General features: G+C 66.9%; 10 protein-coding genes. 4 read left to right on the forward strand and 6 right to left on the reverse strand.

Features of this window, described 5'->3' with window-relative positions; translation table 11 throughout:
- Positions 1 to 3: 3 nt before the first annotated feature.
- Positions 4 to 774 (reverse strand): peptidoglycan editing factor PgeF, encoded by a 771-nt coding sequence (gene pgeF / locus ARC23_RS19845; protein ID WP_057498786.1) that lies wholly within the window; start codon positions 772 to 774, stop codon positions 4 to 6.
- Positions 774 to 1,763: a 23S rRNA pseudouridine(1911/1915/1917) synthase RluD gene (gene rluD, locus ARC23_RS19850; protein WP_080393123.1), complete on the reverse strand. Its 990-nt coding sequence runs from the start codon at positions 1,761 to 1,763 to the stop codon at positions 774 to 776. Before rluD ends, pgeF begins: the two co-directional genes overlap by 1 nt.
- Positions 1,764 to 1,876: 113 nt before the next feature.
- On the opposite strand from rluD, the gene ARC23_RS19855 reads away from it, so the two are divergent.
- Positions 1,877 to 2,764, forward strand: a complete 888-nt coding sequence (locus ARC23_RS19855; RefSeq protein WP_057498788.1) for an outer membrane protein assembly factor BamD — start codon at positions 1,877 to 1,879, stop codon at positions 2,762 to 2,764.
- Between the two features lie 204 nt (positions 2,765 to 2,968).
- Positions 2,969 to 4,171, forward strand: coding sequence for a lipase family protein (locus tag ARC23_RS19860; RefSeq protein WP_057498789.1), 1,203 nt, complete (start codon positions 2,969 to 2,971; stop codon positions 4,169 to 4,171).
- A gap of 72 nt (positions 4,172 to 4,243) precedes the next feature.
- On the opposite strand, the gene ARC23_RS19865 is transcribed toward ARC23_RS19860, so the two are convergent.
- The 3 genes from ARC23_RS19865 to sucC form a co-directional block, all read right to left on the reverse strand.
- Positions 4,244 to 5,878, reverse strand: coding sequence for an NAD+ synthase (locus ARC23_RS19865; protein WP_057498790.1), 1,635 nt, complete (start codon positions 5,876 to 5,878; stop codon positions 4,244 to 4,246).
- 185 nt (positions 5,879 to 6,063) lie between these two features.
- The gene (gene sucD / locus ARC23_RS19870) at positions 6,064 to 6,939 is read right to left on the reverse strand and encodes a succinate--CoA ligase subunit alpha (RefSeq protein WP_005410793.1); all 876 of its coding nucleotides are present in this window, start codon (positions 6,937 to 6,939) and stop codon (positions 6,064 to 6,066) included.
- Positions 6,940 to 6,960: 21 nt separating this feature from the next.
- A complete protein-coding gene (gene sucC / locus ARC23_RS19875; protein WP_004154430.1) occupies positions 6,961 to 8,130 on the reverse strand; it encodes an ADP-forming succinate--CoA ligase subunit beta in 1,170 nt (389 codons plus the stop codon).
- Between the two features lie 405 nt (positions 8,131 to 8,535).
- On the opposite strand from sucC, the gene ARC23_RS19880 reads away from it, so the two are divergent.
- Both ARC23_RS19880 and ARC23_RS19885 read left to right on the forward strand, forming a co-directional pair.
- On the forward strand, positions 8,536 to 10,149 hold the full coding sequence (locus ARC23_RS19880; RefSeq protein WP_057498791.1) for a sensor histidine kinase: 1,614 nt from the start codon (positions 8,536 to 8,538) through the stop codon (positions 10,147 to 10,149).
- A gap of 60 nt (positions 10,150 to 10,209) precedes the next feature.
- Complete coding sequence (locus tag ARC23_RS19885) at positions 10,210 to 11,583, forward strand: sigma-54-dependent transcriptional regulator (RefSeq protein WP_057498792.1); 1,374 nt, start codon at positions 10,210 to 10,212, stop codon at positions 11,581 to 11,583.
- Between the two features lie 145 nt (positions 11,584 to 11,728).
- On the opposite strand, the gene pilB is transcribed toward ARC23_RS19885, so the two are convergent.
- Positions 11,729 to 13,456 (reverse strand): type IV-A pilus assembly ATPase PilB, encoded by a 1,728-nt coding sequence (gene pilB / locus ARC23_RS19890; RefSeq protein ID WP_057498793.1) that lies wholly within the window; start codon positions 13,454 to 13,456, stop codon positions 11,729 to 11,731.
- Positions 13,457 to 13,542 lie beyond the last annotated feature (86 nt).

Here is a 13,542-nt window from a genome sequence, read left to right on the forward strand (position 1 = left end):
GGGTCAGGGCGCGATCCAGGCCAAGGTCGCCATGCGTCCGGTGCGACGGTCGCGCCGGTGCGAATACAGGTCCGGATCGGCCATGGTCGACACCGAGCCGCCATGGACCTGCGCCGGGTCCATGCCCGCCGCCTGCAACCGCTGCCGCGCCAGCGCGAACAGGTCCACCTTCCAGTGGCCCGGCCGGGTCGCCACGAAGGCCGCCTCGGCAGCCGGGTCGTGCCCGACGAAGGCGTGGTAGACCTCCTCGCCGATCTCGTAGTCGGCCGGTCCAGCGGCCGGGCCCAGCCAGGCCCGCAGCTGCGCCGGCGGCGTGTGCATCGCGGCCACCGTCGCCTCCAGCATGCCATCGGCCAGGCCGCGCCAGCCGGCGTGGGCGGCGCCCACCTCGCTGCCGTCGGCAGCGGCGAACACCACGGGCAGGCAGTCAGCGGTCAGGATTGCCAGCACAACACCGGGCACCGAGGTCACCGCCGCATCGGCCACCGGCTCGCTGGCGCCTTCCACCGGGGGCGCCGTGAAGCGCAGCACGGTAGTGCTGTGCACCTGGCGCAGCCAGTGCGGGGCCGACGGCAACGCCAGCCCCTGCCGCAGCAGCTGGCGGTTGTGTTCGACGTTGGCCGGCGTATCGCCATCGGCCGCGTGCCGGTTGCCCAGGTTGAACTGCGCGAACGGCGCCGGCGATATGCCCGCGCCATGCCGTCGCGTCGTCAACGCATGAACGCCCGGAGGCGCCGGCCAGTCGGCCTGCAGCAACGGCAGCGCGGCCGCCATCACCAGCGGTCCCGCTCGCGTGCGGCGAAGGCTTCGCTGTCTTCGCGCAGCACCTTCATCAGGTGCAGCATGTCCTCCGGCACCGGCGCGGTGTTGCGTACCGCTTCGCCGGTGATCGGGTGGGTGAACTCCAGGGTCTCGGCGTGCAGCGCCTGGCGCTTGAAGCCGCGCAGCGCGGCCACCAGCTCGTCGCTGGCGCCCTTGGGCAGCTTCAGCGCACCGCCATACAGCGGATCGCCAATGATCGGATGGCGCACGTGTGCCATGTGCACGCGGATCTGGTGGGTACGACCGGTTTCCAGGCGGCACTCCAGCGCGGTGTGCGCACGGAAGCGCTCGCGCAGGCGGTAGTGGGTGATCGCTTCCTTGCCATCCTCGCGCACCGCCATCTTCAGGCGGTCACGCGGGTGGCGGTCGATCGGGGCATCGGCGGTACCGCCGGCCACCAGCGCACCCATCACGATGGCCAGGTACTGGCGATGCACGTCGCGTGCGGCCAGCTGCTCGACCAGCGCGGTCTGGGCTTCCAGGGTCTTGGCCACCACCATCACGCCGCTGGTGTCCTTGTCCAGGCGGTGCACGATACCGGCACGCGGCAGCACTGCCACCGACGGGTCGCGGAACAGCAGCGCGTTGACCAGGGTGCCGCTGTGGTTGCCGGCACCCGGGTGGACCACCAGGCCGACCGGCTTGTTGATCACCAGCAGGTGCTCGTCCTCGAACAGCACGTCCAGCGGGATGTCCTCCGGCTGCGCATCGGTCTGGGTTTCCAGCACCACGTTGAGGGTCACGACCTCGCCACCGCGCAGCGGGTCGCGCGGGCGCACCTGGGCGCCGTCAAGCAGGACGTCGCCGGCCTTGATCCACTCGGTCAGGCGCGAACGCGAGTATTCGGGGAACAGTTCGGCCACGACGGCGTCGAAACGGCGGCCGGCGGCGGTGTCGGGGACGATGGCCTGGCGGGCCGATTCGGAGGGTTGTTCAGACATGGCAGGGGGCATTCTTTGAAATTTTGGGGTCCCGGCGGCCGGTTTCAGTCGCTGGACAGGACACTAGGCTATCATCGACCCTTCGTATTCCAGCCGCGTCCCGCCTCGACCCCATGATCCGACGCTCCGTCATGCTCTCCGCGCCCGTCCGCCTCACCGCCCTGCTGCTGGTGCTGGTCATCGCCGCCACCGGTTGCCACCGCGGCGCCAAGAAGGGTGATCGCCCCGACGAGGGCGTGCCGGTCGAACAGCTGTACGAGAAGAGCCACAAGCTGATGCAGGGTGGCAACTGGAGCGGCGCCGAAGCCAGCTTCCGCCGCCTGGTGGCCCAGTACCCCTACGGCCCGTACACCGAACAGGCGATGATCGAGACCGCCTACGCCCAGTACAAGGCCGGCAAGCACGATGATGCGGTGTCCAGCATCGACCGCTTCATCCGTACCTACCCGACCCATCGCAACATCGCCTACCTGTACTACCTGCGCGGCCTGGCCAACTCCAACCGCAGTACGGTTTTCCTGCGCCGCGTATGGTCGCTGGACGCCAGCCGCCGCGATCTGTCCACGCCGCACCAGGCGTACTCGGACTTCAACATCGTGGTTGATCGTTACCCCAACAGCCGCTACGCCGCCGATGCGCGCCAGCGCATGCTGGAGCTGCGTGACGTGTTCGCCCAGCACGAACTGGACAACGCCCTGTACTACATGCGCCGCGGCGCCTGGGTCTCGGCCGTGGGCCGCGCCAATTACCTGCTGGAAACCTACCCGCAGAGCGCCTTCCAGTACGACGCCGTGGCCGTGCTGGCCGACTCCTACACCCACCTGGGCAACAAGACGCTGGCCGACGATGCCCGTCGCGTGCTGCAGCTGAACCAGCCGGATCACCCGTGGCTGGAAGGCAAGTGGCCGAAGTACCCGTGGATGATCCGCAAGCTGAACCCGTTTGCCGGCGAGAAATCCGCCAGTACCGGCCAGCGCAACGCGCGACTGGAAAAGAAATAAGAGAGCAAAGGGCCCCGCAAGGGGCCCTTCTTCTTTTGTAGAGTCGAGCCATGCTCGACTGCTCTCCTCGGCGGCCTCCCCGCACCGGGGCCGGCACCTAGGAATCCTACGAATCCCCGACGGATGCGACGCCGGTCGCATCCCGCTCCGGCAACGCCCCCCACACTGCGGCGCAACGGCCATCCCGGCCGTCAAGGAGCGCCCATGTCCCCACTGTCCCGTCGTTTCCGGCCCCTCTCGTGTGTCATCGCCACGGCCCTGCTGGCCCTGTCGTCCAGCCCCATAAGCGCCGCGCCGGCCGCTCCGGGTGATCTGCTGTCCGCAGCCCCCTATCGCGCGTCATGGGTGCCGTCCAAGGCCGCGCAGGCCTACAAGCTGCAGTACCGCACCCCGGATCATCGCGGCCAGCTGGCCGAAGGCACCGGCCTGCTGTACCTGCCCGCCGGCGCGGTGCCTGCAGGTGGCTGGCCGGTGGTGTCGTGGGCACATGGCACCCAGGGCATCGCGGACCGCTGTGCGCCTTCAGTGTCGGGGCCTTACCAACCCGAACGCGACGGGCGCTTCCTCGATCAGTTCCTGGCACAGGGCTATGCGGTGGTGGCCGCAGACTACCAGGGCCTCGGCAGTCCAGGTGACCATGCCTACCTGCACGTGCGCACCGCCGCGCGCAACGCCATCGACCTCGTCAAAGCCAGCCGCCAGTACCTGGGCAACGCAACGCTGTCGCCGCGCTGGGTCTCGGTCGGCCATTCGCAGGGCGGTGCCGCCGCGCTCACGGCAGGCCACATCGCCCCCACCTATGGTGGGCCGTCGTTGCACTACCGCGGCAGCTTCACCACCGGTACGCCTACCGCGGTCGAGCTGACCGCTCTGGTGATGAAGCCCGACAACCGCACCGCCAATCCTGGCGCACTCAATGCGTATCACGCGTATCTGCTCGATGGCCTGCTGCAGGTCGCGCCGCAGATCGATCGCGTCCTCAGCGACACCGGCCGCGCCCGCGTGGCAGTGGCACGCGAGCAGTGCCTGGGCGAACTGGCCACCACGCTGGAGGGCGCAGATACCGGCAGCATGTTCACTGAACCGCTGACCAGCGTGCCGGGCATCTGGGCGGTGCTGTACGACTATCTCGGCGTACCGCGCCGTGGCTTCAGCCAACCGCTGATGCTGGGCCATGGCAGCGAGGACCGCGACGTACCCTATCTGACCACCCTGCTGTATGCCGCAGGCCTGGCCCTGCGAGGCGAGCCGGTAGCGTTCCGGCGCTATCCGGTCGACCACCGCGGCACGCTGGACGCGGCCGCTGCGGACGGCCTGGCGTTCGTACGAGCCCGGCTGGGGGACGGCCACTTCAACGACGCTGCGGAAACCGCCGGCCTCGAACAGCTGCTCGACGACGCCCGGTAGATCCACGCCATGCGTGGATACGCGGGATACGGGTTGCCGGCCAGCGGCCGGCACTACCTGCCAACGGCTCCCTCAGCCCTTGTAGCCGTTGCTGATCGGGTAACGACGCTCGCGGCCGAATGCCCGGCGCGAGACCTTCGGCCCCGGCGCGGCCTGGTGCCGCTTCCACTCGCTGATGCGCACCAGGCGCAGCACGCGGTCGACCACGGCCGCGTCGTAGCCGGCGGCCACGATCTCCGTGCGCGACTGCTCCTGGTCGATGTAGCGGTACAGGATGCCGTCCAGCACGTCGTAGGCCGGCAGCGAATCCTGGTCCAACTGGTTCTCGCGCAGCTCGGCCGACGGCGGGCGGCTGATCACCGCCGGCGGGATCACCGGCGCGCCGCCCACGGTGTTGCGCCACTTGGAAAGACCGAACACCTCGGTCTTGTACAGGTCCTTCAGCGGCGCGTAGCCACCGCACATGTCGCCGTAGATGGTGGCGTAGCCGACCGCGTACTCGCTCTTGTTGCCGGTGGTCAGCAGCAGGCCACCGAACTTGTTGGCCAGCGCCATCAGGATCACGCCACGGCTGCGCGACTGCAGGTTCTCTTCGGTCACGTCCGGGGTCGTGCCTTCGAACATCGGCGCCAGCGATTCCATCAGGCCCTTGAACGCCGGTTCGATCGAGACCGCCTCCAGCTTCACACCCAGCGCCTGGCACTGCTCGGCGGCCAGGTCGTTGGACAGGCCTGCGGTGTAGCGCGAGGGCAGGCGCACCGCGGTCACGTTCTCAGCGCCCATCGCATCGACGGCCAGGGCCAGCACCAGCGCCGAATCGATGCCACCGGACAGGCCCAGCCACACCTTCTTGAAGCCGTTCTTGCGGCAGTAGTCCTGGATGCCACGGGTCACCGCGCGCCAGGCCAGCGCATCCATGCTTTCGTCGCCATCGTCCATCCACACGTGCGGCATGAAGCGGCGGGTTTCGCCGTCATACTCCACTACCAGCCACTGGTCGACGAAGGCGGCGGCGGCCGGGTGCACCGTACCGTCGCCATCGGCCACCACCGAGGCGCCATCGAACACCAGCGCATCCTGGCCACCCACCACGTTCAGGTAGGCGATCGCCGCCCCGCTCTCGCGCGTGCGAGCGGCCAGCACCGCATCGCGCTGGGCATGCTTGCCGCGCTCGTACGGCGAAGCATTGGGCACCACCACCAGCTGCGCGCCGGCGCGCACGGTGTCGGCCAGCGGCTCGGCGAACCACAGGTCCTCGCAGATCAGCAGGCCGACCGGAATGCCGTTGATCTCGAACACGCAGCTGCCGCCATCCGGATCGACATCGAAGTAGCGACGCTCGTCGAACACCGCGTAGTTGGGCAGCTCGCGCTTGCGGTAGGTCTGCTCGACCAGGCCGTCGCGCAGCACGCTGGCAGCGTTGTAGACCACCGCGCCAGCCGCCTGCGGCCAGCCGACCACGGCGGTGATGCCACGGCAGGCAGCAGCGATACGGCCCATCGCCTGCTCGCATTCGAACAGGAAGCCGGGACGCAGCAGCAGGTCCTCCGGCGGATAACCGCTCACCGCCAGCTCGGGGAACATCACCAGCTCGGCGCCATGCTCGTCGCGCGCCTGGCCGATCATCTCGATGATGCGCTCGGTGTTGCCGGCAACATCGCCGACCGGGAAGTCGAACTGCGCCATCGCGATGCGGATCGTAGCCATGGGAATCCAGCCTGTGGTTGCAATGCCGCCATTGTAACGCCGGGGTCAGATCCCTTTTGCGCAGCAATAGGGATCTGACTCACACCAGACGCAGAAAGGCCGCCCGGAGGCGGCCTTTCTGTTTCACCCAAGTCGAGCATGGCTCGACTCTACAAGAGAGCGCCGGCGGAGGGCCGGCAACACTCTTATTTCACCAGCTTGGCGATGGCAGCGCCCAGGTCGCCCGGCGAGCGGACGGTGACAACACCGGCAGCTTCCATCGCGGCGAACTTGCCTTCAGCAGTGCCCTTGCCGCCCGAGGCGATCGCACCGGCGTGGCCCATGCGCTTGCCGGCCGGAGCCGACGCACCGGCGATGAAACCGACAACCGGCTTCTTCACGTGGTTCTTGATGTACTCGGCGCCGGCTTCCTCGGCGTCGCCGCCGATTTCGCCAACCATGATGATGCCTTCGGTCTGCGGGTCTTCGTTGAACAGCTTCAGGCAGTCGACGAAGTTCAGGCCGTTGATCGGGTCACCACCGATGCCGATGCAGGTGGACTGGCCCAGGCCGACTTCGGTGGTCTGCTTGACCGCTTCATAGGTCAGGGTGCCCGAACGCGACACGATGCCGATCTTGCCCGGCTGGTGGATGTGGCCCGGCATGATGCCGATCTTGCACTCACCGGGGGTGATGACGCCCGGGCAGTTCGGCCCGATCAGCACGGTGTCCGGATGCGAACGGGTCAGCACGTTCTTCACGCGCAGCATGTCCAGCACCGGGATGCCTTCGGTGATGCAGACGATGACCTTGATGCCGGCAGCAGCGGCTTCCAGGATCGCGTCAGCCGCGTACGGCGGCGGCACGTAGATGACCGAAGCGTTGGCGCCGGTGCTCTGCACGGCGTCGGCCACGGTGTTGAAGACCGGCAGGTCGATATGGGTGGTGCCACCCTTGCCCGGGGTCACGCCGCCGACAACCTGGGTGCCGTACTCGATCATCTGAGTGGCGTGGAAGGTGCCCTGCTGGCCGGTGAAGCCCTGCACGATCACCTTGGTGTTCTTGTTGATCAAAACAGACATTGGAATTCCTTGGTGTCGGTATCAGGCGGCGTTCTTGACAGCTTCAACGATCTTCTTGGCGCCATCGTTGATGTTGTCAGCCGGGATGATGGCCATGCCGCTGTCACGCAGCAGCTGCTTGCCTTCTTCCACGTTGGTGCCTTCCAGGCGCACCACCACCGGAACCTTGACGCCCACTTCCTTCACGGCGGCGATGATGCCTTCGGCGATCATGTCGCAGCGGACGATGCCGCCGAAGATGTTGACGAAGATGCCTTCGACCTTGTCCGAGGACAGGATCAGCTTGAAGGCTTCAATGACGCGCTGCTTGTTGGCACCGCCGCCCACGTCCAGGAAGTTCGCCGGCTCGCCGCCGTTGAGCTTGATGACGTCCATGGTGGCCATGGCCAGGCCGGCGCCGTTCACCATGCAGCCGATGTTGCCGTCCATGGTGACGTAGTTGATGTCCAGTTCCGAAGCGATCACTTCGGTCGGATCTTCCTGGGTCTTGTCGCGCATGGCGACCAGGGCCTTCTGGCGGAATGCGGCGTTGTCGTCGCTGTCGAACTTGCCGTCCAGCGCGTACAGGTTGCCGTCGTCCAGGATGGCCAGCGGGTTGATTTCAACCAGCGCCAGGTCCTTTTCGTTGAACAGGCGGTACAGGTTTACCATGATGCTGGCGAACTGGCCGGCCTGCTTGGCGGTCAGGCCCAGCTTGAAGCCGAAATCGCGGCCGTGGTAACCCTGCACGCCTTCGACGAAGTCGACGTTCAGCGAGTGGATCAGCTCCGGGGTTTCAGCGGCAACCTGCTCGATCTCCACGCCGCCTTCCGAAGAGGCGATGTAGGTGATGGTCTTGGTGCCACGGTCGACCAGCACCGACAGGTACAGTTCCTTGACGATCTCGCCGGCGGTGGTCACCAGCACCAGGTTGACCGGCAGTTCAACGCCAGCGGTCTGGTAGGTGGCCATCTTGGTGCCGAGCATCTTGGCCGCAGCGGCCTTCACGTCGTCGGTGGTCTTGCAGAACTTGACGCCGCCAGCCTTGCCGCGGCCGCCAGCGTGGATCTGCGCCTTGACCATCCAGGGGCCCTGGCCCAGGGAGTTGGCAGCGGCAACCGCTTCGTCCGGGGTCGCAGCGACCTTGCCGGCCGGGACCGGGATGCCGTACTCGGCAAGCAGTTGTTTTGACTGGTATTCGTGGAAATTCATGCGTCACCGTGGGAATAGGAACGACCGCACGCAATTCCTCAGGGCCCCGGCGGGGCGCCGGCATGGACCGCGGCGGGCCCACTATTGTGGCCGAGCCGGCGCCGGGGCGCAAAGAAGTCCGTACAGAGCGCCAGACCCGGCCAGTTTTCCGCCATCATTCAGGCAGTTGCGCCAGGGGCGGGGCTGGCCACCGGTATCCACAGCGGGCCAAATGCGCGATCCAGGGCGCCCCGGCGGCACCTGTCCGGGGGCCCTATACTGGTCAACCGGGGTGTGAAGAGTCGAGGTTGCTCGACAGCTTCCACCGAAGGCCACATCGAAGCGACGAACCGGCCCGGCTTCAGGGGACGCCAGGCAGGCCCGCCGCAGATTCCAGACCCAGGCAGCCAGAAGGGGAGTTCCGGCGTGTCACCCAGTGCTTCATTGATCGACCGCATCGAATCGATCCCGCGGCGTGAGCTGTACTTCTTTGCGCTGTACCGGGTGCTGATCGCCGCGGTCATTGCCGGCCTGCTGTACAGCCCGCTGTCGGCCATGGTCGGCGAAGCCCACCACCCGCGCCTGGCCGATACCGTCGCGGTGATCTACCTGCTGCTGTCGCTGCTGGCGCTGGCGATCGGCCGCAATGAACGCTGGCTGCGCCCGATCGTGGTCAGTGGCGTGCTGGTGGACATCGTCGCCGCCACCCTGCTTTCGCATGCCCTGCCCGGTGCCAGCGCCGGCATCTCGATGTCGCTGCTGTTCAACATCGCCGCCGCCGCCACCCTGCTGCCGCTCAGCCTGGGCCTGGGCCTGGCGCTGGCCGCCAGCCTGGCCACGGGCGTGGAGTACACCTGGAAACTGCTGGAAGGCGGTGATCCCACCCGCACGCTGGCCGAACTGGCGATGTTCGCCACCAGCTACCTGGCCTTGGCCTTCATCAGCTACCAGGTCGGCAACCGCGCGCGTCGCAACCAGCAGCTGGCCAACCAGCGCGGCGACGAAGTGGCCAACCTGTTCCAGATCAATGAACTGATCATCCGCCGCATGCGCACCGGCGTGCTGGTGGTGGACGCCGACAACCGCATCACCCTGGCCAACGAAGCGGCCTCGATGCTGCTGGGCGACAACGAGGGCAACGGCGAAAGCGGCCGCTTGGATCTGGCCAGCGCCGCACCGGAACTGGCCCGCCGCCTGCAGCGCTGGCGCAACGGCTGGGCACAGGAAGAACTGCCGTTGCAGCTCAACCCGGACCAACCCGAAGTGCAGCCGCGTTTCGCCCGCCTGTTGGCCGGCAGCGATCTGGCGCTGGTGTTCCTGGACGATTCCAGCGTGGTTTCGCGCCGTGCCGAATCGCTCACGCTGTCGGCCATGGGGCGCTTCTCGGCCAGCCTGGCCCATGAAATCCGCAATCCGCTGGCGGCCATCAACTACGCCGTACAGCTGCTGGAAGAAGGCACCGGTTTCAACGAAAGCGACCGTCGCCTGCTGCAGATCATCCGCCAGCAGTGCCAGCGCACCAACGGCATCGTCGAAAGCGTGCTGGGCCTGGCCCGGCGCGAACGCGCCACGCCGGAGAACGTCGACCTGGCCGCCTTCGTCCGGCGTTTCGTGCTGGAGTACAAGCAAGGCCAGACACTGGAGACGGACAGCATCGAGCCGATCATCAACGACACCTCGGTGATGGCCCAGGTCGACAGCAAGCACCTGTACCAGGTGCTGACCGTGCTGGTGCACAACGCGCTGAAGTACGGCCGCATCGGCCAGCAACCGGCACGCGTGCGCCTGCGCGTGGCCCAGCACGAACGCAGCGCGGTGATCGACGTGATGGACCGTGGCCCCGGTATTCCCGAAAGCGTGGCCGCGCAACTGTTCCGGCCATTCTTCACCACCTCCGAGCACGGCACCGGCCTGGGGCTGTATATCGCCCGCGAACTGTGCCGTGCCAACCAGGCGCGCCTGGACTACATCCCGGTGCCTGCCGGTGGTTCCTGCTTCCGCCTGGTGCTGCCCGGTCCGCACACCCTGCTGCCCACCTGATTGCAGATCTGTGCGTCAAACATTTGTCGCTTCCAGCCCCCTCGTTTATCTTCTCCGCCCATGAACGAAACCCGCAGCGCCCTCGTCGTCGACGATGAACGCGACATCCGCGAACTGCTGGTCCTGACGCTTGGCCGTATGGGGCTGCGCATCAGTACCGCGGCCAACCTTGCCGAAGCGCGCGAGCTGCTGGCCAGCAATCCGTACGACCTGTGCATCACCGACATGCGCTTGCCCGACGGCAACGGCATCGAGCTGGTGAGTGAGATTGCCCAGCACTACCCGCGCACGCCGGTAGCGATGATCACCGCCTTCGGCAGCATGGACCTGGCGGTGGAAGCGCTGAAGGCCGGTGCCTTCGACTTCGTGAGCAAGCCGGTGGACATCGCCGTGCTGCGCGGGCTGGTCAAGCACGCGCTGGAACTCAACAACGCCGACCGCCCCGCACCCGGCCCCAGCGCCGACCAGGGCGCGCGCCTGCTGGGCGCGTCGCCGGCGATGGACGTGCTGCGCACCACCATCGGCAAGGTCGCGCGCAGCCAGGCGCCGGTCTACATCCTGGGTGAATCCGGGGTCGGCAAGGAGCTGGTGGCGCGCACCATCCACGCCCAGGGCGCACGCGCGGCCGGCCCGTTCGTGCCGGTCAACTGCGGCGCCATCCCTGGCGAACTGATGGAAAGCGAGTTCTTCGGCCATCGCAAGGGCAGCTTCAGCGGCGCCCATGCCGACAAGCCCGGCCTGTTCCAGGCCGCGCATGGCGGCACCCTGTTCCTGGACGAAGTGGCCGAACTGCCACTGCAGATGCAGGTAAAGCTGCTGCGCGCGATCCAGGAAAAATCAGTGCGTGCGGTCGGCGCCGCCAACGAGGAGCCGGTGGACGTGCGCATCCTCTCGGCCACCCACAAGGATCTGGCCGAGCTGGTCGAGGATGGCCGCTTCCGCCATGACCTGTATTACCGCATCAACGTGATCGAGCTGAAGGTGCCGCCGCTGCGCGAGCGACGCCAGGATCTGCCGGAACTGGCCGCGGCCGTGCTGGCGCGCCTGGCCCGCAGCCACGGGCGCGGCACGCCGCTGCTGGCGCCTTCGGCACTGGAGGCGTTGGCCCAGTACAGCTTCCCCGGCAACGTACGCGAACTGGAGAACATCCTCGAACGCGCACTGGCGCTGGCCGAAGAAGACTGCATCGGTGCTGATGATCTGCGCCTGCCCCAGCATGCACCGCGCGCACCGGGCAGCGCCGCGCCGGCTGAGGCCGTGGCCGACCTGCACCCCGGCAGCGCCGCCCTGCCCTCATACATCGAGCAGCTCGAGCGCAGTGCCATCCAGCGCGCGCTGGAAGAGAACCGCTGGAACAAGACCCGCACCGCCGCACAGCTGGGCATCACCTTCCGTGCGCTGCGCTACAAGCTGAAGAAGCTGGGCATGGAGTAAGCCCCGGGTCGGATCCCTTTCCAAAGGAAAGGGCTCTGACCCGACGCGGGCCACCCCATCCACGCATGGCGTGGATCTACTGTAGAGCCGAGCCCACGCTCGGCTGCTCTTCGGGCCATCAGCCGAGCATAGGCTCGGCTCTACCTCAATCCTTGGTAACGCGATTGATCTCGGCCAGGCTGGTGATACCGGCCGCTGCCTTCTTCAATGCCGACTGGCGCAGATCATTAACCCCGATCTGCTGCGCTGCCTCGGCAATCTGCAGTGCGTTGCCACCAGCCAGCACGATGGTGGCGATCTCATCGGTCATCGGCATGACCTGGTAGACGCCGGTACGCCCCTTGTAGCCTTCGGTGCATTCATCGCAGCCCACCGCCTCATACAGCTCGATGCCGGCATCCAGCTGCGCCTGGCTGAAGCCCTCGGCCAGCAGCGCATGTTCGGGCAACTGTGCCGGGCGCTTGCAGTTCGGGCACAGGCGGCGCGCCAGGCGCTGGGCGATCACCAGCGTCACCGAACTGGTGATGTTGTACGGCGCGATACCCATGTTCATCAGTCGCGCGATGGTCTGCGGCGCATCGTTGGTATGCAGCGTGGAAAGCACCATGTGACCGGTCTGCGCCGCCTTGATGGCAATCTCGGCCGTTTCCAGGTCGCGGATTTCGCCGACCATGATGATGTCCGGATCCTGGCGCAGGAACGAGCGCAGTGCGGCGGCGAAGGTCATGCCGCGCTTGTTGTTCTGCTGCACCTGGTTGACGCCGGGCAGGCGGATTTCCACCGGGTCTTCGGCGGTGGAGATGTTGCGGGTCTCGTCGTTGAGGATGCCCAGCGCGGTGTACAGCGACACCGTCTTGCCCGAACCGGTCGGGCCGGTCACCAGCACCATGCCGTAGGGCTTGTGGATGGCATCCATGAACAGCTTCTGCTGGTCCGGCTCGTAGCCCAGCTTGTCGATGCCCAGCTTGGCCGCGCTGCCATCCAGGATACGCAGCACCACCTTCTCACCGAACAGGGTTGGCAGCGTGCTGACGCGGAAGTCGATCTGCTTGGTCTTGGACAGGTTCAGCTTGATGCGCCCGTCCTGCGGCACGCGTTTTTCGGCGATATCCAGCTGCGCCATCACCTTCAGGCGCGCGGCGATGCGCTGGTTCAGCTTCACCGGTGCACGCGCGACCATCTTCAGCAGGCCGTCGATGCGCAGGCGCACGCGATAGTCGTCTTCGTACGGCTCGAAGTGGATATCCGAGGCGCCCTTGCGGATGGCATCGACCAGCACCTTGTTGACGAACTTCACCACCGGCGTGTCGTCGCCCTTGGCGTCGATGCCGGAGTCGCCACCGGCATTGTCTTCGTCGCCAAGGCCGACATCGAGGTTGGCCATCCCCTCGTCGTCGCCGCCGAGCGCATCGCCGATGGTGTCGTGGCTGGCATGCCACTGCTCCAGCGTGCGGCGGATCTGGTCTTCATCGACCAGGATGGTCTCCACCACCAGGTTGGTGTGGAACTTGATCTCGTCCAGTGCGTGGGTCGGATTGCTGGTGCCCACGAACAGCTTGCCGCCGCGCTTGAACAGCGGCAGCACGTTGTGCTTGCGCAGCAGCTCCTCGCTGACCAGGCTCATCGCGTTCTGGCTGGCGTCGAAGGTGGACACGTCGAACAGCGGCATGCCGAACTCGACCGCATTGGCCGCCGCCAGCTGCGAGGCGCTGACGAGCTTGTTCTGCGCAAACCAGGTAGGAAGTGGCTGGCGGGCCGCCGTGGCCTTGGCCATGGCATCGCGTGCAGTGGCCTCGTCCAGGGCACCGTCCTGGACCAGGCGGCGGGCCAGGCCGGTGATGCCGACCAGATTGGGGGGGGAGGCAGCGTTCATAATGTTCCTCAGTGAGCTGGCTCGATGCGCTGGAATGCCTTCAACAGCTGCGTCAGCGGATGCGTTGCTGACATGATAACTGGCTC

Origin of the sequence: Stenotrophomonas beteli (assembly GCF_001431665.1) — a bacterium.
GTDB lineage: Bacteria > Pseudomonadota > Gammaproteobacteria > Xanthomonadales > Xanthomonadaceae > Stenotrophomonas > Stenotrophomonas beteli.

Excerpts from the sequence above, each read along its gene's own strand:
- pgeF (WP_057498786.1), bottom strand. The coding sequence starts at position 774 with ATGGCGGCCGCGCTGCCGTTGCTGCAGGCCGACTGGCCGGCGCCTCCG.
- rluD (WP_080393123.1), bottom strand. The coding sequence starts at position 1,763 with ATGTCTGAACAACCCTCCGAATCGGCCCGCCAGGCCATCGTCCCCGAC.
- ARC23_RS19855 (WP_057498788.1), top strand. The coding sequence starts at position 1,877 with ATGATCCGACGCTCCGTCATGCTCTCCGCGCCCGTCCGCCTCACCGCC.
- ARC23_RS19860 (WP_057498789.1), top strand. The coding sequence starts at position 2,969 with ATGTCCCCACTGTCCCGTCGTTTCCGGCCCCTCTCGTGTGTCATCGCC.
- ARC23_RS19865 (WP_057498790.1), bottom strand. The coding sequence starts at position 5,878 with ATGGCTACGATCCGCATCGCGATGGCGCAGTTCGACTTCCCGGTCGGC.
- sucD (WP_005410793.1), bottom strand. The coding sequence starts at position 6,939 with ATGTCTGTTTTGATCAACAAGAACACCAAGGTGATCGTGCAGGGCTTC.
- sucC (WP_004154430.1), bottom strand. The coding sequence starts at position 8,130 with ATGAATTTCCACGAATACCAGTCAAAACAACTGCTTGCCGAGTACGGC.
- ARC23_RS19885 (WP_057498792.1), top strand. The coding sequence starts at position 10,210 with ATGAACGAAACCCGCAGCGCCCTCGTCGTCGACGATGAACGCGACATC.
- pilB (WP_057498793.1), bottom strand. The coding sequence starts at position 13,456 with ATGAACGCTGCCTCCCCCCCCAATCTGGTCGGCATCACCGGCCTGGCC.